The organism is Marinobacter segnicrescens (assembly GCF_900111555.1).
GTDB classification, from domain to species: domain Bacteria; phylum Pseudomonadota; class Gammaproteobacteria; order Pseudomonadales; family Oleiphilaceae; genus Marinobacter; species Marinobacter segnicrescens.
In genome coordinates this window covers 97,727-117,736 of record NZ_FOHZ01000008.1, presented here as the reverse complement: position 1 = coordinate 117,736, position 20,010 = coordinate 97,727, and the positions used below count along the sequence as shown (strand labels likewise).

The window sequence follows — 20,010 nt, the reverse complement described above, 5'->3', positions numbered from 1 at the left end:
TGCACCTGGCGTATCGCCGGGCTCCGGCCGTAAAACCCTGGCCTGACTGCCTTTTACGCTATGGTTCTTCTAATACTGCGCAGCAGTTCCATTTATATGTTTTTTATGTAAGAGAATTTCCGGGCTATTAGGTCTACAATGCCCCCTCGTTGTTTTGAGAGGTTGCGGGAGCATTGACTCCCTTTAACACCTAAAGCAATTTCTCAAATGATAGACTTATAGCCAACAGTTGTCAGAAAAAAATGTCCCGACTGATTACAGCATCACGCTTCTTTATCTGGCTGACCATTTTCGGGGCCAGCTCCGCCATGCTGGTTGCCGCCGGCTTCTACCTGCACCTGCGCCCAGAGCTCCCGGCAGTGCACCAGTTACTCGATACCCGGCTGCAGACGCCTCTCAGGATCTACTCATCGGACGACAAATTAATAGCAGAATTCGGTGAAAAGAGAAGGACGCCTGTCACAATCGACCAAATCCCCGAACAACAGCTCCAGGCCTTCCTCGCCGCGGAGGATTCCCGCTTCTATGAACACTTTGGCGTAGACTTCATCGGCCTTGGTCGGGCGGCCGTCGAACTGGCTTCAACCGGGGAGATCCAGTCAGGCGGCAGCACCATCACCATGCAGGTGGCGCGAAACTATTTCCTCACCCGGGACCGCACCTTCGCACGGAAATTCAATGAAATCCTGCTGTCCTTCCAGATCGAGAAGGAGCTCGACAAGCAGACCATACTCGAGCTGTACCTGAACAAGATCTATCTCGGCAATCGGGCCTACGGCCTGGCTGCCGCCTCCCAGGTCTACTATGGCAAGCCCGTGGACCAACTCAATCTGGCACAAATGGCCATGCTGGCGGGCCTGCCCAAGGCCCCCTCCGCGTATAATCCCCTGGCCAACCCGGAAAGGGCCAGGATTCGCCGGGACTGGATCCTCGGCCGAATGGCAGAGCTTGGCTATATCACCGAAGAGCAGCGTGACGAGGCACGCTCCCAGCCGCTCACGGCCCGCTACAACACCACACCCACCGAAGTGGACGCTGACTATGTCGCCGAGATGGCGCGGGCAGAAATGGTGGCCAGGTATGGGGATTCGGCCTATAACGACGGCTTCCGGGTCACCCTGACGGTGAACAGCGAGGACCAGCAAGCAGCAACCCGCGCGCTGCAGCAGGGACTGGAAGCCTACGATCGTCGCCACGGTTACCGCGGACCCGCCGGCACCACGAACCAGCTACCGGGAGACGAGGCAACCTACCAGGAGGTACTCGAAGCCTACCCAAGGGTTGAAGAACTCTATCCGGTGATCATTACCCGGGTCAGCGACGAAGAACAGCGGGCAGAGGCCTGGTCCCGTCACCTTGGCAAAGGGTTTATTCCCTTCGAAACCATGACCTGGGCGCGGGCCTACCGTACGGCAAACGCCATGGGCCCGGAACCCGGCAGGGTCTCGGATGTGCTTGAAGAAGGCGATATTGTCTACGTGCGCCGCCAGCCCCCCAGTGAATCGTCGGAACCGACCGAAAGCGGTGATAACCTCGCCGAAGAAACAAACTCGGGGGAGAACGAAGCGCCTGTAATCGCCCCGGTTCCCATGACCCTGGCCCAGATACCCGACGTGGAAGGCGCCCTGATATCCCTGCAGGCGAAAACCGGCGCCATCCGCGCCCTTTCGGGGGGATACAGCTTCAGCCAGACCAAGTACAACCGCGCTATCCAGGCCCGCCGCCAGCCCGGCTCCACTTTCAAGCCCTTCATTTACCTGAAAGCACTGGACCAGGGCATGACGCCCGCCACCATTTATAACGATTCGCCCATCGTGCAGGAAGGCAGTGAAACAGAACCGGGATGGCGTCCCAAAAACTCTGGCGGTGAATTTCTCGGCCCCACCCGATTGCGGGAGGCCCTTTATCGCTCCAGGAACATGGTCTCTATTCGCCTGCTCCAGGACCTGGGCGTGGATGAAACCATTGCCTTCCTGGACAAGCTGAAGCTACCTACGGATGACCTGCCACGGGAACTTTCCCTGGCACTGGGCAGCGGCTCCCTGACGCCGATGGACATGGCTCGCGGCTTTGCAGTCATCGCCAATGGCGGCTACGACGTTCAGCCCTACCTGATTCAGACCATTGAGAACAGTCAGGGCGAGGTACTCTACGAAGCATCACCGGCCATCCTGTGCGACACCAATTGCGACCGCCTGAGGGAAAACCGGCCTGACCCCATTGTCGGCTTCCCGGCTATCCGTGTGGCAGAGCGCCTGGCGGATGAGCAGTCGGTATACCTGTTGCATTCCATGCTGAAGGATGTGATCACGCGGGGCACAGCCACCAAGGCCCGAGGACTGGAACGGAATGACCTGGCCGGCAAGACCGGCACGACCAATGACCAGAAAGATGCCTGGTTCTCAGGATTCAACCATGAGATCGCCACCACCACCTGGGTAGGGTTTGACCAGCCAGCGACCCTGGGCTTCAGGGAATTCGGCGGCACGGCGGCCCTTCCGATCTGGATGGACTATATGAGTGAGGCCCTCGCAGGCACACCAGAATCGGAAATGGCACGCCCGGGCGGTATCGTGCAGGTCAGGATTGATCCCAGAACAGGCGAACGGGCAGCACCGGAGCAGGACAACGCTATCCAGGAAGTGTTCCGCTCTGACAACGTCCCCGAAGAGCAGGCCGGAAACGGCCTCAGCGGCGGCAAAGACGACGCCAACCTGCCCCGCAACCTGTTCTGAAGCGATCACCCACAAAAAAACCGACGGCTCTCACCGTCGGTTTTTTTGTGGGCTCAGTTCGCTGAAACTCAGCGAATATCGTCCATGGACTTGAGCGGATAGTGCTCCGGATAACCCTTGCGAGCCACACCGGAATCAACCGCAGCACGGGCGACGGCAGCAGGCACCACTTCCAGCAGACGAACATCCATCGGCTTGGGAATGATGTAGTCCTTGCCGAACTCCAGGCTGTCTACGTCATAGGCTTCGCAAATCTCCTTGGGGACCGGCTCCTTGGCCAGCTCCCGGATAGCGTGAACCGCAGCAACTTTCATCTCTTCATTGATGGCAGTCGCACGAACGTCCAGCGCACCACGGAAAATGAACGGGAAGCCAAGCACGTTGTTAACCTGGTTTGGATAATCAGAACGGCCTGTCGCCATGATCAGGTCATTCCGGGCTGCCATGGCCAGTTCCGGCTTGATTTCCGGATCCGGGTTGGAGCACGCAAATACGATCGGGTTCGGAGCCATCTTGTTCAACTGCTCAACAGTGAACAGGTCAGGGCCAGACAGCCCCAGGAACACATCCGCACCGTCAATTGCGTCATCCAGGGTACGCTTGTCGGTATCGTTGGCGAACATGGCCTTGTACTGGTTCAGGTCGTCACGCCCGGAGTGGATCACACCCTTGCGATCCAGCATGTAGATGTTCTCGGAGCGAACACCGCAGCTGACCAACAGCTTCATACAGGCGATAGCGGCAGCGCCAGCGCCCAGACAAACCACCTTGGCCTCTTCAATCTTCTTACCCTGAAGCTCGAGGGCATTGATCATGCCGGCTGCAGTTACGATGGCCGTACCGTGCTGATCGTCGTGGAAGATCGGCACATCGCACTTCTCGATCAGTGCACGCTCGATCTCAAAGCATTCCGGCGCCTTGATATCTTCGAGGTTGATACCACCGAAGGTATCGGCAATGCGCTCAACCGTTTCAATGAACGCCTGGGGGCTCTCGGAATTGACTTCGATATCAAACACATCGATACCGGCGAAGCGCTTGAACAGGACACCCTTGCCTTCCATCACCGGCTTGCTGGCCAGGGGGCCGAGATTGCCGAGGCCGAGGATGGCGGTACCGTCAGAAATAACGGCTACCAGGTTACCCTTGGCAGTGTACTTGTATGCATTCTCGGGGTCCTTTGCGATCTCGCGGACCGGTTCCGCAACCCCGGGGCTGTACGCCAGCGAAAGATCGCGGGAGGTCTGGGTCGGCTTGGTGATTTCGACACTCAGCTTACCCGGCCGCGGCTGGGCGTGATATTCAAGGGCTGCTTCTTTCAGATCTTGAGACATTGCCACTGTTCCGTTTGTCACGTTTAAAAGAGGACTTTCGACCATTCGCGAATTGACACCAAGAGGGGGCCACCGCAAATGTTAGCGCGCCATTATGGACCGAACCCTGACCCCAAACAAGGCCCTCCATACGTAATACCCCCTATCGGCACACAGTTGCAGGATTGAGTAGGAGGGGGAGTTACCTCCCCCGTCCTCTCACACCACCGTACATACGGTTCCGTATACGGCGGTTCATGGTTGGCGCTGAAGCCGAACCATCGTATCCAGCAAGCTTACCAGAGACAGACCATTGAACACTCGCTTGGGCAGCGCCGCGTTCATGTGAGATGCACCGCTGTTCCACCAAGGACCGCGGCCATTCGTTGCACTCATCCAAGCCCTTTGCTCCGTCAGACCGCGCCGCATTAGGTTGCGCGCCCGGGTGCGGGCGCGCTTCCACTGCCGCCACAGGATCAGGCGAAGTCGCCGCCGTATCCAGCCATCCAGCGCCTCCACCGAGCGTTTCGAGGTCGTCAGACGATAGTAATTCGCCCACCCCCGTAGCACCGGATTCAGGGATCGGATGGTCGTATTCAGTGACTGCCCCCTTGATCGCTTGAGCAGTGGTCGCAGCTTGGCCATAAAAGCCTTCAGGCTCTTCGGTGCAACCCTCAACCTTACCTGTCTTTCATGCCAGCTTACGCTGTAACCCAGAAAGCTCCGGCGCCATGGGCGATCCACAGCACTCTTGTCTGTGTTCACTTTCAGGCGCAGAGACCGTTCCAGAAAGCGAGTGACGCTGACCATAACCCGTTCACCGGATCGCCGACTGCGAACGTAAATGTTGCAGTCGTCCGCGTAGCGACAGAACCGGTGACCACGGCGCTCCAGTTCCCGATCCAGTTCGGTCAACAGAACGTTGGAAAGTAGAGGCGACAGAGGCCCGCCTTGCGGCGCGCCTTCGCGTCTCGGGCTGACCAGCCCACCTTCGAGCATGCCGGCTTGCAGGTAGCGCCGGATCAGAGTGAGTATACGTTGGTCGGTGATGCGACGAGCCAGCAGGCTCATCAGCACATCGTGGTTGACCCGATCAAAGAACTGGGCCAGGTCCAGATCGACCACCCAGCGGTGGCCGTCGTTGATGTGCCGTTGCATCGCCTTGACCGCCTGATGGGCACTCCGACCAGGGCGGAACCCATAGCTGTGACCCGAGAAGGTCGGCTCCAGCATTGGGCTTAGCGTTTGGTGAAGCGCCTGTTGGATCAGGCGATCCTGCACCGTCGGGATACCCAGTATCCGTTCGCCACCTTGCGGCTTAGGGATACTGACCCGGCGTACTGGTTGAGGATGGTAGTCTCCGGACAACAATCGCTCACGCAATGTTGGCCAGTGCTGTTGCAGGTGGCTCTTCAAGGCGGTCACCGGCATCTGGTCGACACCGGCAGCGCCCTTGTTCGATACCACCCGTTGATACGCACGCATCAGGTTCGAGCGATCAAGCACCCGCTCCATCTGCGTGTTCGGCTCCGCGTTCGTCCACGAGTGAACCCCCGCGCCGGCCTCGACACGGACTTCAGTACCTGCCGGGTTCCGCCCGGCCCCTTCCTGAATGCCCTGACCCATCTGGGTCGCTTCTGTCTTCATCAGCACATCACGAGAACCCACCGCCTACTGGCGGCTAACCATGTTCGGCCCTTCAGTACGCGGTAACGCACCTACTATGACCTCGGCTGAGTTCTGGCTCCCCATCCCCACCCCTCGCGAGGTGAGTAGCACAGAGGCAGAAAACCAGACTTCCCAGGGTAAGACGCGTGACCTTCACACTTATACCTGCCGCATCTACGTCCACACCTTCCGTGCAAGTACTGGGCTTTGACGATAATGGCCGCCTTACCCGGTGTGACCGCCTCATGCGATTCCTGTTCGTCAGGCCAGTGCTTTGCCTGCGGCTTCCTTCAGATTCCACCTCGCGGTGGACACCCTTGCCGTCCGGCTAGTGGTTCCCCTTGCCGGGCCCACAGGGGACTTGCACCCCCAAGTCATCCGGCCCAGCACCACCTGGACCGGAACAGCGCCGTCAAGGCGCTACGCGCCATGCCTGGCGCACCACAAAAAAAGCACCCCGAGGGGTGCTTTCCAGACTTCGGTGCTGCCCGGAGGGCGGCGCGAAATCAGTCCTTCTTGCCACCGATACGACCACCGAAACGCTTCTGGAAGCGGTCGATGCGGCCAGCGGTATCCATCACCTTCTGCTTGCCGGTATAGAACGGGTGGCACTGTGAGCATACGTCCAGCTGAAGATCCTGGCCATAGGTGGACCGGGTCTTGAATGAGTTACCACAGCTGCAGGTTGCGGTAATCTCGTGATACTTGGGATGAATACCTTCTTTCATGGCGAACCTCTTACGGTCATGCCGCCACCTGGTCACGGGTAAAAAGACCGTTTCGCAACGATTTTCAATACCTTGGCGCCGGGCACCGCATGTTTGAATCCATTGGAAAGACAGGGCACAATCAACCCCGCCTGAATCAGACCGCGCATCTTACGTGCAATCGCTTCCCGACGCAAGATACGCAACCCCCGAAACACTTGCCCAGCACGGCCCTGGAGCCCCAGTGTCGCGCAGTAGGTCAGTGAATTAACCAAACGGGACACCAGTGAGCCAGATCGTCCGCGTTGCCCTGAATCGCCCCATCCGGCGCCTGTTCGACTACATCGCCACCGACGAGGTGCCGCTGCAGGCCGGCCAACGTGTGCAGGTTCCGTTCGGACGCTACCGGGCCACAGGCCTGGTGGTTGAAACCAACGTCGTCCCTCCGGAAGGTATTGACCTGAAACCGGTCACCTCGGCCCTGGAAGACTGGCCTGCGCTGCCAGAAGAAACACTTGAGATACTGGGCTGGGCTTCAAGCTACTACCAGCACCCCCTGGGGGAATGCCTGTTCATGGCTTTGCCCCCGGCCCTGCGCAAGGGCCGGACCACCGACGCGCCAGCTGCGGAACAGTGGTGGGCGCCAAAGCCGGATGCTGACTGCAACCAGGTCCCTGCAAATGCCCACCGTCAGCAACAATTGCTTGCACTGCTCCAGGAGAGCGGCCATGGGCTGTCCTGGGGCCAGATCAAGGAAAAGGGATTCACCCGTAGCCAGCTCAATGCCCTGGCACAACGCGCCCTGGTCAGTGCCACCGAGCCCCCCGAGTCAACGGCAACCAGCGACCAACAGCCTCTCGCCACACCGGCTTTGACAACCGCCCAGATGGAAGCAGCCCGGGCCCTCCCCGCTCGTCACGGTTTTTCGGCGAGCCTGCTCTATGGCATCACCGGCAGCGGCAAGACCGAGCTCTATCTGCATTACCTTCATCGCGAACTCGATGACAGTGGCCAGGCACTGGTGCTGGTACCTGAAATCAATCTGACGCCCCAGACGGTCGCCCGCTTCCGCTCCTACCTCGGCGATCGCGTTGTGGTCTGGCACTCAGCCCTGAACGATCGTCAGCGGCTGGATACCTGGCGACGAGTGCGTAATGGGGAGCCGGTCATCCTGATCGGTACCCGGTCTGCTGTGCTGCTACCGTTTACCAATCTGCAGGCCATTGTGGTGGATGAGGAACACGACAGTTCCTACAAACAAGGCGAGGGATTCCGTTACTCAGCCCGGGACCTGGCAGTATTCAGGGCACAAAGGAACCGGTGTCCGGTTATTCTTGGCTCAGCAACGCCTTCACTCGAATCCCTGCATAACGCCGCCCGAGGCAAATACCGGCAAATCAACCTGACGGAACGGGCTGGCTCCGCCCGGCCGCCAGCCATCCAGCTACTCGATATCCGCAGTCGCCCGCTGACTGGCGGGCTGTCCCGGCCCGCCACAGAGGCCATCCGGGACACACTGGCGGCAGGTGAACAGGTGCTGGTCTACATTAACCGTCGCGGCTTTGCGCCGGTACTGATGTGCTTTGATTGCGGCCATATCGCCGAGTGCCCCAACTGCGACACCCGCCTGACCTATCACCGCCGCGACCGGGCGCTTCGCTGCCACCACTGCGATTACCAACAGCCTGCGTTTCACCGCTGCCCCAAATGCGGGGGCGAGGCCTGCGAGCCCGTCGGCCAGGGCACTGAACAGACCGAAGCGATACTTGCCGAAAGCTTTCCGGAAGTACCGGTCATCCGCATTGACCGGGACAGCACCCAACGCAAGGGCAGCATCCAGAATATCCTGGACAGGGTAAACAGCGGCGAACCCTGCGTTCTCGTAGGCACCCAGATGGTAGCCAAGGGCCATGACTTTCCCAATGTCACCCTGGTGGTCGTGATCAATGCCGACGGAGGCCTGTTCAGCGTTGACTTTCGCGCGCCGGAACAGATGGTGCAGACCCTGCTACAGGTGAGCGGCCGGGCTGGCCGGGGTGAAAAACCGGGGCGGGTGCTGATCCAGACCTGCCACAGCGACCACCCGCTGCTGGCCAGACTGGCCCAGGGAGATTACCTGGCACTTGCGAGACAACTGCTCGCCGAGCGTGAACAAGGCGCCCTGCCACCTTACCGCGCCATGGCCATCGTCAGGGCAGAAGCGCCCACCATGGAGGCGGCGCTGGCGTTTCTCGAGCAGGTTCGCACAGCCCTTCCGGAACGTCCCCTCGATATCTGGGGCCCATTACCCGCCGCACTCGCCCGCAAGGCAGGCCGCCACCGGGCACAACTGGTACTGCAATCAGAAAGTCGTGGCCACCTCAACCGGGTCCTCACCCAACTGTGCCAGCACCTGGAACAACATCGGCAGCCGGGCAACCTGCGCTGGGTGGTGGATGTGGACCCGCTGGAAACCGGGTAAAAGAAACCGTGTGATTTTGCTAAGCCCTGCCCTTTCCGGGATAATACCCGCCCTCAAACTCTGTGCGTCTTTTGATCAGGGCATCTGATCAGAGCAACACCACATCCCGAACCAAGGGTCACCGGATAGCATGAAAAACACCGTAACCGAACTCCTCGGCGCAGCACTGGCCGCCCTCCAGTCAGAGGGCACCCTGCCCGCCGACCAGTCCTTTACGCCGCAAGTTGGTAACACCAAGGACAAGACCCACGGCGACTACGCCTGCAATATCGCCCTGGTGGCTGCCAAGGCGGCAGGCTGTCCTCCACGAAAGCTGGCAGAGGCACTGGTAGAGCGATTGCCGGAAAGCCCGGCTGTTGCGAAGGTGGAAATTGCCGGCCCCGGGTTCATCAACTTTTTCATGACCGCGGAGAGCGCCGTCAGCATTGCCGGTGACATCCTGCAAAAAGGCGCGGGGTTCGGGCGCAATAACGATGGTCAGGGCGAGAAGGTGCAGGTGGAATTCGTATCGGCCAACCCCACTGGCCCCCTGCACGTAGGCCATGGCCGCGGGGCAGCAATCGGCGACAGCCTGTGCCGCCTGCTGGAGGCCAACGGTTACGATGTGACCCGTGAGTTCTACTACAACGACGCGGGGGCCCAGATCGACAACCTGGCCAGGTCTGTCCAGGCCCGGGCCAAGGGGCTGGGGCCGGATGACGAGTCCTGGCCAGAGGATGGCTACCGGGGTGACTACATCACGGACGTGGCTGAGGCCTACCTGAAAGGCGAAACCGTGACCGCCGACGACAGGGGTGTCACCGGCAAAGCGGACCCGGACGATATGGCCGCCATTCGGGAGTTTGCCGTGGCCTACCTGCGCCGGGAGCAGGACCTCGACCTGAAAGCCTTCGGTGTGGAATTCGATGTCTACTTCCTCGAGTCCTCCCTGTATCGGGATGGCAAGGTGGAAGCCACCGTCGAGCGCCTGAAGGAAAACGGCTACACCTATGAGCAGGACGGCGCCATGTGGCTACGCACCACCGAGTTCGGCGATGACAAGGACCGGGTCATGCGCAAGAAAGACGGGGGCTACACCTACTTTCTGCCGGATGTCGCCTACCACCTCGACAAATGGCAGCGCGGCTTTACCACCGTCATTAACGAACAGGGTGCCGACCACCATTCCACCGTGACCCGGGTGCGTGCGGGCCTGCAGGCCCTTAAAGCCGGCATCCCCCAGGGCTGGCCGGATTATGTATTGCACCAGATGGTGATGGTGACCCGGTCCGGCCAGGAGGTGAAGATCTCCAAGCGCGCCGGCAGCTACGTTACTGTGCGGGACCTTATTGACGAAGTAGGCCGTGATGCCACCCGTTTCTTCCTGGCCGCCCGTCGGGTGGACTCGCAGCTGACTTTCGACATCGACCTGGCTCGCTCCCAGACTAATGAAAACCCGGTCTACTACATCCAGTACGCCCACGCCCGCATCTGCAGTGTTCTTCGCAAGCTGGCCGAAGAGCACGGAGTCCAGCGTGGTCGCAACGAAGTTGCTGGCAACCTGTCGCTGCTTGTACTGGACGAGGAAAAGGAGCTGGCCAACCAGCTGGCGAAGTACCCGGAGCTGATCCGCAATGCGGCCGCCACCCGCGAGCCCCATCACCTGACCCATTATCTCCGGGAACTGGCCGGCCAGTTCCACACCTACTACAACGCACACAAGGCCCTGGTCGACGATGTCGAACTCCGGGATGCCCGCCTGACCCTTTACCTGGCGGTACGGCAGGTGATTGCTAACGGCCTGGACCTTCTGGGCATCAGCTCACCGGAAGAAATGTAGCCGGCTGGAGACCACGAATTGGCCAGGGATTACGCCCGCAAACAGTCCTCCGGTAAGGGCGCGGTGAACAGTTCACCGCCTCCCCGGAAGACCCGTGTGCGCGCGGAAAAATCCCGCAAACCCTCTCCCCGCCCCGCGGCGGCCCGCAAACAGAGCGGAGGATTATCTGTGCGCTGGATCCTGTCACTGGCAGCCGTCGGTGCCTTTATCGGTTTTATTGTCTACCTCAATACCCTTGAGCCGGTGGATGGCGCGGCACCCGAGCAGCGGCAACCTGCAGTCAGCCAGCCCTCAAAACCTGCCACCAGCAAACCGGAGCAGAACACGGAGCAGGGGCCCAAGTTCAAGTTCTACGACATGCTGCCGGAGTCCGAAGTGGTGCCGCCCACTGTGGAGGAATATACCCCCAGCCCTGCCACCCAGGACTTCCGCTACCTGGTCCAGGCTGGCTCCTTCCGAACCGCCGGGGACGCCGAACGCCAGCGCGCGCAGATTGCCTTCCAGGGACTGCAAACGAAGGTGTCGCAGATCACAACCGATGAAGGCAAGACCTGGTACCGGGTTAATGTCGGCCCGTTCGACAGCCGCAGCCAGATGAATTCGGCGGTAGACAAACTGGTGGCCATCAATATCCAGCCTCTGGTGCGGAAGATTCCCAAGGAGTGACCAAGGGGCTGGCCATGCACCTTGAAATCCCGGGAGCCGGCTCCATATCTCGGAAATCACTTCGATTTCAGCAAATGGAGCCCCGATGACCACGATACTATCCGTTCGCCGTGATGACGAAGTCGCCATGGGCGGCGATGGCCAGGTGTCCCTTGGCAATACCGTCATGAAGGGCAATGCCCGCAAGGTGCGCCGTCTATACAATGGCCAGGTGCTGGCTGGCTTCGCCGGCGGTACCGCCGATGCATTCACCCTTTTCGAGCGATTCGAGGCCCAGCTGGAAAAACACCAGGGCAACCTGACCCGGGCGGCCGTGGAATTGGCAAAGGACTGGCGCACCGACCGCGCCCTGCGCAGGCTGGAAGCCCTGCTGGCAGTGGCGGACAAGACTGCCTCCCTGATCATTACCGGCAATGGTGACGTTATCGAGCCGGAACAGGGCCTGATCGCCATTGGCTCCGGCGGCCCGTTCGCCCAGGCATCGGCGCGCGCACTGCTGGAAAACACTGAGTTAAGTGCCCACGAAATCGTCGAGAAAGGCCTGGATATCGCCGCCGACATCTGCATCTACACCAATCACAACCGCACCCTTGAAGTGCTCTCAGCCAACGACTGAACCCGGAGCTACCATGTCTGCAATGACTCCCCGCGAAATTGTCCACGAGCTGAACAAACACATCGTTGGCCAGGAAGAAGCCAAGCGTGCCGTCGCCATCGCCCTGCGCAACCGCTGGCGCCGGATGCAGCTCGACAGCACCCTGCGGGATGAAATTACCCCCAAGAACATCCTGATGATCGGCCCCACCGGCGTGGGCAAGACCGAGATCGCCCGTCGCCTGGCCAAGCTCGCCGATGCGCCCTTCCTCAAGGTGGAAGCGACCAAGTTCACTGAGGTGGGCTACGTGGGCCGTGATGTGGAATCCATCATCCGCGACCTGGCGGACATGGCCATCAAGATGCTCCGCGAAAAGGAAATGAAGCGTCACGAAAACCGGGCCCTGGACGCCGCCGAGGAACGCATTCTCGACGCCCTGCTGCCACCGCCCCGGAATTTCCAGGAGGACAGCCACCCCCGGGAGGATTCCTCTACCCGCCAGCTGTTCCGCAAGAAGCTGCGGGAAGGCGAGCTGGACGACAAGGAAATCGAGATCGACCTGCGCAACTCCGCCGCCGGCGTGGAAATCATGGCGCCTCCCGGCATGGAGGAAATGACCAGCCAGCTGCAGAACATGTTCTCCAACCTGTCCCAGGACCGTCGCAAGACCCGCAAGATGAAAGTGGCGGACGCCATGCGCCAGGTAAAGGACGAGGAAGCCGCCAAGCTGGTGAACGAGGAGGAGATCAAGCAAAAGGCTATCGAATCCGTCGAGCAGAACGGCATCGTGTTTCTCGACGAAATCGACAAGGTGGCCAAGCGTTCCGAGAATGCCTCCGCCGACGTATCCCGCGAGGGTGTCCAGCGCGACCTGCTGCCGCTGATTGAAGGCAGCACCGTGAGCACCAAGTATGGCACCGTGCGTACCGACCACATCCTGTTCATTGCCTCTGGCGCCTTCCACCTGTCCAAACCGTCGGACCTGATTCCGGAACTGCAAGGGCGCCTGCCCATCCGGGTGGAGCTACAGGCCCTGTCACCGGAGGACTTCCGCCGCATCCTGACAGAGCCGGATGCGTCGCTGGTACAACAGTACGAAGCATTGATGGGAACCGAGGGCGTGAAACTGACCTTCAGTGACGACGCCATCCGTCGCCTCGCCGAAGTCGCCTGGAAGGTGAACGAAACCACCGAGAATATCGGCGCCCGCCGCCTCCATACCGTGATGGAACGGCTGCTGGAAAGTCTGTCCTACGATGCCGGTGACAAGGTTACTGACGGCTTTGAAGTAACCGCGGAATACGTGGACGAGAAGCTGGGCGACCTGTCGGAAGACGAGGATCTCAGTCGCTACATTCTTTAAACTGGCCACGACCGCCCCGGGGGTCCTCTCAGGGCATCCGGGGCTTGCGGAATCACCATGACCCAACGTCCTTACGACATTCGCATTCGCAAGCAGAGCCGGCTGTTGCAGCTGGATTACAACGACGGCACGCGCTTCGAGCTCCCCTTTGAATTCCTGCGGGTCTGGTCACCATCCGCGGAGGTGCGCGGTCATGGCGCCGGTCCCGGCACCCTGCAGACCGGGAAAAAGGACGTGGTGGTGACGGGTGCGGAAATGGTCGGCAACTACGCCCTGAAGCTCAGCTTCAGCGACGGCCATGACTCAGGACTGTTTACCTGGGACTACCTCTGGGATCTTGGCCACAACCAGCAGGCGTACTGGGACGACTACCTGGAGCGCCTGGCTGCTGAGGGGGGCAGCCGTGAATCCGGGCCGCAGTCATTTGGCGGAACAGGTCAGCACTGAGCCAGCCAGGATGAACTCATGCCCGGTTCAGAATCCGGATCACGCTTCCAAATACGCTTCTGCCTTCCTTCAGCTTGCGCTTCTTCGCCACATACAAAGGCAGTGTCTCTCCGTATAGCGCCGTACTGATGGTACGTTCGCTGTCCTCGAGCACATCTCGGTTCAGGCGAATACCCTGCCTGGCCAGTAGCGGCTCCAGCTCGTCTGCCCGTCGCAACAGGTCACGGCGGGTCATCTGATAGGCGTGTTCACACACCTGGCGGCGGGAACGGAAGCTGAACACGCTGGAGTTGAAGAGTACGGCGTCCTCGCGGGTAGGCTCGAACAGCACCACATCCTGGTCCGGATAATCCCGCGCGTATTGGGCGATGCCCTTCTGGATCCGGGAATAGACCATCGTGCGGTACATCTGGGACAGCAGGTTGGGCATGCCGGAACCGGTGAGTTCGTCCGCATGCATGGTGCCGGCCGCTTCGGCCGCACGGGCATCGATGGGTACCTGGGGATTGATGGCCAGGACAAGGTCGGCACCCTTGTCCAGGGCAACCGAGGCATGCAGCCCCTTGCGGAGCGTGCCGTCCACGCAATACCGGCCTTCCACCTGCACCGGGACGTACAGCCCCGGTGAGGCCATGCTGGCCTGGATCGCCCGGGAAACCGGGATATGGTCCAGCCCCTCTTCGCCAAAACAGACCGCGTCTGTTGTTTCCACATCCACCGCAATCACATAGAGCTGCCGGCGCAGTTCCCGGAAGTCATTAGTGCGCCCGGATATGGTGAACGCCCGCTCCAGGTATGCCTCGAGCGCTGTATTATCAAACAGGCCAGCCGGCGCCGCCTGGGCCAGGATGGTCATGGCTTCCAGGAAACTCTGATCGTGGGGGTTGCGCACAAAACGGGAGACCGCGCTGCCGAGCAGGCCGGGAACCGCCCGCAGGCGCCGCCCCATTTCCCGCAGTGCCGGACGATAGAAAACCTCCGGGTGAAATGGATGCACTTCGGCCTCATGGCGGACAAAAATCCGGCACAGCTGGGCCGTAGTGAGCTGGTTGGCCAGGTTGGCCGCGACAAAAGCGCCGGCATTAACACCCACGTAGACTTCCAGGTTGTTGAAGTCCAGGCCGTCGAGTGCCTCGTCAAGCGCCCGCAAGGCGCCAATCTCGTAGATGCCACCGAGCGGTCCGCCACCACCAAGGGCAAGGCCGATACGGGGTGCAGGTCTGAGCTGGGTCGGTTCTGTCGTCATGATGCCCTCCCAAGGCCGGTGCGCCGGCGTCGCTTTCCACCGTCATCAGACATCAGGCTACCAGCCTGAATTAGAGTACTCACCCCAGAAATGGCCTTGGGGCAGACACCGCGTTACTGGGAACTCTCGAAACTGGTCACCGGCACCGCACCGCGCCCCGGACGCAGGTAGCGGGCAAAGCCGGCACTGCGAAGGGCCAGGTCGACACAGCTCTTGATGACGTGGGGCGAATCCAGCAACAGGACATCCTCCAACAGCTGCGCCGCCCATTCCCGGCTGATGCTTCGAATCACAGACTTGACCTTGGGCAGGCTGGCCGCGTTCATGGACAGGGCGTCGTAGCCCATCGCCATGAGCAAAAGGGCGCCCCCGGGGTCTCCGGCAAGTTCGCCGCAGATGGTTACCGGCTTGCCCACGGCATGGGCATCCTGGGCAATGCGGACCAGTGCCTGCAGTACAGCAGGGTGGTAGGAATGGTAGAGCTGGGCTACCCGGGGATTATTCCGGTCCACCGCCAGCAGGTACTGGGTCAAGTCATTGGAGCCAACAGACAGGAAGTCAACCCGCTCGGCCAGTTCCCTCACCTGGTAGACCGCGGCCGGGACTTCAATCATCACCCCTACCCGGGGCATGTGGATCTGATAGCCTTCCTCCCGGACCTCATGGTAAACCCGGTAGATCAGGTGCAGGGACTCCTCCACCTCGGAAATATTGCTGATCATTGGCAGCATGATTTGCAGGTTGTTAAAGCCCTCACTGGCTTTCAGCATGGCTCGCACCTGCACCAGGAATATCTCCGGGTGATCGAGGCTGATACGGATACCCCGCCAGCCCAGGAAGGGGTTCTCCTCGCTGATCGGGAAATAGCTCAGGGCCTTGTCACCGCCAATGTCCAGGGTACGCATGGTAACCGGGTTGGGGGCAAAGGCTTCGAGCTGCTCCCGGTAGTATTCTCGCTGCTCTTGCTCTGACGGAAACCGTTCCTTGATCATGAAGGGCACTTCCGTACGGTAGAGCCCGATGCCCTCAGCACCGTGGCTCAGGGAGCGGACCACATCGGTCATCAGGCCGGTGTTGACCAGCAACGATACCCGGTGGCCGTCGGTGGTGACACAGGGCTTGTCCCGCAATGCCTCCAGACCCCGGAAAAGTTCGTCTTCCTCGTCGCAGATTTCCTTATAGAAACTTCGCAACTCGGCGGAGGGCGAGGCAAAGATCTGCCCCTCGAAACCATCGACCACCAGCTCCTTGCCATCAAGCTGGTTCACCGGGATATCAACCAGCCCCATTACGGTGGGCACACCCATGGCACGGGCCAGGATCGCCACATGGGAGTTACTGGAGCCGCGCACGGAAACCAGCCCCACCAGCCTCCCACGGGGCACCTCGCCCAGCATCGCGGGGGTCAGCTCCTCGCTGACCAGCACCGTATTTTCCGGATAATCCAGCTCGCGGGTGTCCCCTTCCTGCAAGTGGGACAGGATACGACGACCCAGGTCACGGATATCCACTGCCCGCTCCCGCAGGTAGTGATCATCCATCATCTCGAAATGGCGCACATACTGGTTCACCACCTGCTTGAGCGCCCCCTGGGCCCAGAGGCCTTCGCCCTGGATACGATTGGCGACCTCCCCCGGCAGGGCATTGTCACCCAGCATGCGCAGGTACACATCAAACAACGCCTGTTCTTCCGGCCTGAGCTGGTCAGAGAGTCGCTGCGACACCCTCTGGATATCTTCCTGCACGGCGCTGACGGCCTCCCGGAACGAGGCCAGCTCAGCCTCGGGGTCGTCCGCAATCTTCTCGGGCACAGCATCCAGGTCTGCCGGGGGATAGACCACCACGCCCTTGCCGATCGCGACACCCGGCGCACCTGGCACACCGTTGAAGGACACATCCCGGGCCTCTTCACCGGTGAGGGACATACCACTGATGGCGCCGGTGGCTTCGCTGTGGGCAATAACGCCCGCGAGCTGCGCAGAGACGGTGACCAGGAAGGCTTCCTCACCCTCGTCAAAGTTACGGGACGCTTCACGCTGTTGTACGACCAGCACACCCAGCACCCGACGATGGTGAATGATGGGTACACCGAGAAACGATCGAAAACGCTCCTCACCGGTCTCGGGGAAATAGCGGTAGCGCGGGTGGGACGGCGCATCCTCAAGGTTGATGGGCTCCTCCCGGGAGCCTACCAGGCCCACCAGGCCCTCGGAGTGGGCCAGGCTGACCTTGCCGACGGCCTTTTTGTGGAGACCCTCGGTCGCCATCAGGATGTAGCGATTGGACACTGGATCCAGCAAGTAGACGGAACACACCTCGGTGTTCATGGCTGCCTGTACCCGCGAAACGATAATGTCCAGCGCCTCCTGAAGGTCCCTGGCACCGTTTACTTCCTGAACAATACTTCGCAAGATACCGAGCATATCGGGTGTCAATCCGTCATTGTTGTTGGTCCTGTCGGCGCTGTGCTTCTTCGGCACGCTGCCACTGATCTACCGTACTGAACAATCGGGGGGCCAGCTCTCGAAGGGCACGGCGATAGACCTCCCGCTTGAAAGACACCACCTGCCCCAGCGGATACCAGTAGCTTACCCACTGCCAGCCATCGAATTCCGGCGAATCTGTGTGGTCAACCCGCACAGACGCATCCGGGGAAAGCATCCTCAGAAGGAACCATTTCTGTTTCTGGCCAACACAAACGGGGCGCGAATTATGGCGCACCATGCGTCTCGGCAGGCGGTAGCGCAGCCAGCCCCGGGTACAACTGATGATTTCCACATCCCCTGCCCCCAGGCCGACTTCCTCGGCCAGCTCCCGGTAGAGAGCCTGTTCCGGTGACTCGTTGTGCTTGATGCCACCCTGTGGAAACTGCCAGGAGTCCTGCCCGATCCGCCTCGCCCACAAGACCTCGCCCTTGTGGTTGGCCAGAATGATTCCGACGTTGGGTCTGAAACCGTCTGAATCAATCACGGCACAGTCCTGTCTCAAAGTGTTACGGAAGAAGCCCCTTTCTGAAGGGACTTTTATTCCAGATTGACTCCATTCTTACAGAAAGCCTACCGGTCGGCAAACGAAGCAGGCATTCTTTTTCAGCATGTTAGAATACCCTGTAAAAGCACCTCTGAAGGAGAATCCCCTTGACCCTGGCCATTTTCGACCTGGACAACACCCTGCTGGCAGGAGACAGCGACCATGCGTGGGGAGAGTTCCTCGTAGACGCAGAACTGGTGGACCCCGAAAGCCACCGACAGCAGAACGACCAGTTCTACCAGGACTACCTTAACGGTGAGCTGGACGTATACCGGTACCAGCGCTTTGCCCTTTCCCCCATTGCCGGACGCGACCCGGAAGAAGTGGCTGCCTGGCGCAAGGCGTTCATGAACAGCCGGATCAAACCCCTGTATCAACGCAAGGCCGACACCTTGCTCGCCAGCCACCGGGACCGGGGACATACGCTGATGATCATTACTGCAACCAACCGCTTCGTAACCGGCCCCATCGCCGAGGCCATGGGCATCGAGCACCTGCTGGCAACGGAGCCAGAAGTGGTCGACAGTCGCTATACCGGTGATATTGTCGGGGTGCCTACCTACCAGGACGGCAAGGTCGTCAGGCTCAGGGAATGGCTGGAGGAGCACGGAGAAAGCCTGGAGGGCGCCTGGTTCTATAGCGACAGTCACAATGACCTGCCGCTACTGAAGCTGGTAGACAACCCCGTGGCGGTGGACCCGGACCCGACCCTGGAACAGTACGCCAGGGACCAGGGGTGGCCCGTTATGTCGTTACGGGATTAAAGAAACTCGGTCAGGGAACGGACAAAGCAGGCTTTCAGGTAATCCGTTTCAGGAATACCCGGCACCATGGGGTGGTCCGGGCCCTGATAGCCCTGCTCCAGGAGCTGTACGAAGCGGTCTACCTTGCGGGCACTACCGCGGATGATGTCCACCAGCTTGTCCCGGGACAGATGCATGGAGCAGGACGCCGAGACCAGCAACCCGTCTCGCTCCAGCAGGCGCAGACCCAGCTGGTTCAGGCGGGCATAGGCCTGCTCGCCGGCTTTCTGGTCACGACGGCGGGGGATCAGTGCCGGCGGGTCCAGGACGACGATATCGAACTTCTGTTTATCATCTGCCAGGCCCTTGAGCACCTCGAAGGCATCGCCCTCCAGGGTGTCCACATTATTGAACCCGTTGAGCGCAGCGTTATGGTGCACCGAGGCCAGAGCCTGCCGTGAGCTGTCCACACAGGTAACGGAGCTGGCACCACCAGCCGCGGCCTGCAGGCCCCAGCCACCAGCATAGCTGAACACATCCAGCACCCGGCACCCCGGACTATACTGCTGCAGGCGGGCGCGGTTCATACGGTGGTCATAGAACCAGCCGGTCTTCTGGCCACCACTCAGGGGCACCTCGAAAAGCACTCCGTTTTCGCGAACCTGGAGAACGTCAACTGGCTCTCCCTCCACCTGCTCCACGTAGGAGGGCAGCCCTTCCACCGAACGCATCTTGCCATCATTCTTGAGGATGATGGCTTCCGGATGCACCAGGCGCTGCACACCCCGGACGATGGCCTCTTTCATGGCCTCCATGCCGGCGGTGGAAATCTGTACCACAACCACATCACCAAAACGGTCGATGACCAGCCCTGACAGGCCGTCACTATCCCCGTAGACCCAGCGGTACCAAGGCTCGGGAAAAACCCGGTCGCGCAACTTCAAGGCAGTTTCCAGCCTGTCAGTCAGCCGCTTCGGGGTCATCCCGGTGGTGGCATTGCGGCTGATCAGCCGACCGCAGATCAGGGCATGGGGATTAACAAACACTGTCCCCAGGGGCTTGTCATTGGATGCACGCAACTGGGCCTGGCTGCCGGCCTCGAAATCCGTCAGCGGCGAGCGGCGGGTATCCACTTCATTGCTGTAGACCCAAAGGTGTCCGGCTTTCAGACGGCGTTCGGCGCCCTTGCGAAGGTAAAGAACAGGAAAGTCCATCAA

The 20,010-nt window shown here is 60.5% G+C and carries 15 protein-coding genes; 8 read left to right on the top strand and 7 right to left on the bottom strand.

Features of this window, described 5'->3' with window-relative positions; all coding sequences use genetic code 11:
* The first annotated feature begins 251 nt into the window (after positions 1 to 251).
* On the top strand, positions 252 to 2,735 hold the full coding sequence (locus BM036_RS10165) for a penicillin-binding protein 1A (protein ID WP_425434086.1): 2,484 nt from the start codon (positions 252 to 254) through the stop codon (positions 2,733 to 2,735).
* Positions 2,736 to 2,803: 68 nt separating this feature from the next.
* Here BM036_RS10165 and BM036_RS10160 read toward each other — a convergent pair whose 3' ends face one another.
* The 3 genes from BM036_RS10160 to rpmE form a co-directional block, all read right to left on the bottom strand.
* Positions 2,804 to 4,069 (bottom strand): malic enzyme-like NAD(P)-binding protein, encoded by a 1,266-nt coding sequence (locus BM036_RS10160; RefSeq protein WP_091851295.1) that lies wholly within the window; start codon positions 4,067 to 4,069, stop codon positions 2,804 to 2,806.
* A gap of 234 nt (positions 4,070 to 4,303) precedes the next feature.
* Entirely contained in the window at positions 4,304 to 5,695 is a 1,392-nt protein-coding gene (gene ltrA, locus BM036_RS10155) for a group II intron reverse transcriptase/maturase (protein WP_091851292.1), read from the bottom strand.
* Between the two features lie 527 nt (positions 5,696 to 6,222).
* Positions 6,223 to 6,444, bottom strand: a complete 222-nt coding sequence (gene rpmE, locus BM036_RS10150) for a 50S ribosomal protein L31 (RefSeq protein ID WP_091851289.1) — start codon at positions 6,442 to 6,444, stop codon at positions 6,223 to 6,225.
* 265 nt (positions 6,445 to 6,709) lie between these two features.
* On the opposite strand from rpmE, the gene BM036_RS10145 reads away from it, so the two are divergent.
* The 6 genes from BM036_RS10145 (at position 6,710) to BM036_RS10120 (ending at position 13,774) form a co-directional block, all read left to right on the top strand.
* Complete coding sequence (locus BM036_RS10145; RefSeq protein WP_091851286.1) at positions 6,710 to 8,884, top strand: primosomal protein N'; 2,175 nt, start codon at positions 6,710 to 6,712, stop codon at positions 8,882 to 8,884.
* A 130-nt stretch (positions 8,885 to 9,014) separates the two neighbouring features.
* Complete coding sequence (gene argS / locus BM036_RS10140) at positions 9,015 to 10,703, top strand: arginine--tRNA ligase (RefSeq protein WP_091851283.1); 1,689 nt, start codon at positions 9,015 to 9,017, stop codon at positions 10,701 to 10,703.
* 18 nt (positions 10,704 to 10,721) lie between these two features.
* Positions 10,722 to 11,369, top strand: a complete 648-nt coding sequence (locus BM036_RS10135) for an SPOR domain-containing protein (protein WP_091851280.1) — start codon at positions 10,722 to 10,724, stop codon at positions 11,367 to 11,369.
* Between the two features lie 85 nt (positions 11,370 to 11,454).
* Positions 11,455 to 11,985 (top strand): ATP-dependent protease subunit HslV, encoded by a 531-nt coding sequence (gene hslV / locus BM036_RS10130; RefSeq protein ID WP_091851277.1) that lies wholly within the window; start codon positions 11,455 to 11,457, stop codon positions 11,983 to 11,985.
* Positions 11,986 to 11,998: 13 nt separating this feature from the next.
* Positions 11,999 to 13,327, top strand: a complete 1,329-nt coding sequence (gene hslU, locus BM036_RS10125) for an ATP-dependent protease ATPase subunit HslU (protein ID WP_091851273.1) — start codon at positions 11,999 to 12,001, stop codon at positions 13,325 to 13,327.
* Positions 13,328 to 13,384: 57 nt separating this feature from the next.
* On the top strand, positions 13,385 to 13,774 hold the full coding sequence (locus BM036_RS10120; protein WP_218144802.1) for a gamma-butyrobetaine hydroxylase family protein: 390 nt from the start codon (positions 13,385 to 13,387) through the stop codon (positions 13,772 to 13,774).
* 16 nt (positions 13,775 to 13,790) lie between these two features.
* On the opposite strand, the gene BM036_RS10115 is transcribed toward BM036_RS10120, so the two are convergent.
* The 3 genes from BM036_RS10115 to BM036_RS10105 form a co-directional block, all read right to left on the bottom strand.
* Positions 13,791 to 15,020, bottom strand: coding sequence for a patatin-like phospholipase family protein (locus tag BM036_RS10115; RefSeq protein ID WP_091851267.1), 1,230 nt, complete (start codon positions 15,018 to 15,020; stop codon positions 13,791 to 13,793).
* Positions 15,021 to 15,133: 113 nt separating this feature from the next.
* Positions 15,134 to 17,443: a phosphoenolpyruvate--protein phosphotransferase gene (ptsP, locus tag BM036_RS10110; RefSeq protein ID WP_091851264.1), complete on the bottom strand. Its 2,310-nt coding sequence runs from the start codon at positions 17,441 to 17,443 to the stop codon at positions 15,134 to 15,136.
* A 16-nt stretch (positions 17,444 to 17,459) separates the two neighbouring features.
* Positions 17,460 to 17,990, bottom strand: a complete 531-nt coding sequence (locus BM036_RS10105; protein ID WP_091851261.1) for an RNA pyrophosphohydrolase — start codon at positions 17,988 to 17,990, stop codon at positions 17,460 to 17,462.
* Positions 17,991 to 18,157: 167 nt separating this feature from the next.
* On the opposite strand from BM036_RS10105, the gene BM036_RS10100 reads away from it, so the two are divergent.
* Positions 18,158 to 18,814: a histidinol-phosphatase gene (locus BM036_RS10100; protein ID WP_091851258.1), complete on the top strand. Its 657-nt coding sequence runs from the start codon at positions 18,158 to 18,160 to the stop codon at positions 18,812 to 18,814.
* On the opposite strand, the gene BM036_RS10095 is transcribed toward BM036_RS10100, so the two are convergent.
* Positions 18,811 to 20,007: a class I SAM-dependent rRNA methyltransferase gene (locus BM036_RS10095; RefSeq protein ID WP_091851255.1), complete on the bottom strand. Its 1,197-nt coding sequence runs from the start codon at positions 20,005 to 20,007 to the stop codon at positions 18,811 to 18,813. The genes BM036_RS10100 and BM036_RS10095 overlap by 4 nt on opposite strands.
* Positions 20,008 to 20,010 lie beyond the last annotated feature (3 nt).

What these genes read in the sequence shown, in the direction of transcription:
- BM036_RS10160 (WP_091851295.1), bottom strand. Translation starts at nt 4,069, where the DNA reads ATGTCTCAAGATCTGAAAGAAGCAGCCCTTGAATATCACGCCCAGCCG.
- ltrA (WP_091851292.1), bottom strand. Translation starts at nt 5,695, where the DNA reads ATGAAGACAGAAGCGACCCAGATGGGTCAGGGCATTCAGGAAGGGGCC.
- rpmE (WP_091851289.1), bottom strand. Translation starts at nt 6,444, where the DNA reads ATGAAAGAAGGTATTCATCCCAAGTATCACGAGATTACCGCAACCTGC.
- argS (WP_091851283.1), top strand. Translation starts at nt 9,015, where the DNA reads ATGAAAAACACCGTAACCGAACTCCTCGGCGCAGCACTGGCCGCCCTC.
- hslV (WP_091851277.1), top strand. Translation starts at nt 11,455, where the DNA reads ATGACCACGATACTATCCGTTCGCCGTGATGACGAAGTCGCCATGGGC.
- hslU (WP_091851273.1), top strand. Translation starts at nt 11,999, where the DNA reads ATGTCTGCAATGACTCCCCGCGAAATTGTCCACGAGCTGAACAAACAC.
- BM036_RS10120 (WP_218144802.1), top strand. Translation starts at nt 13,385, where the DNA reads ATGACCCAACGTCCTTACGACATTCGCATTCGCAAGCAGAGCCGGCTG.
- BM036_RS10115 (WP_091851267.1), bottom strand. Translation starts at nt 15,020, where the DNA reads ATGACGACAGAACCGACCCAGCTCAGACCTGCACCCCGTATCGGCCTT.
- ptsP (WP_091851264.1), bottom strand. Translation starts at nt 17,443, where the DNA reads ATGCTCGGTATCTTGCGAAGTATTGTTCAGGAAGTAAACGGTGCCAGG.
- BM036_RS10095 (WP_091851255.1), bottom strand. Translation starts at nt 20,007, where the DNA reads ATGGACTTTCCTGTTCTTTACCTTCGCAAGGGCGCCGAACGCCGTCTG.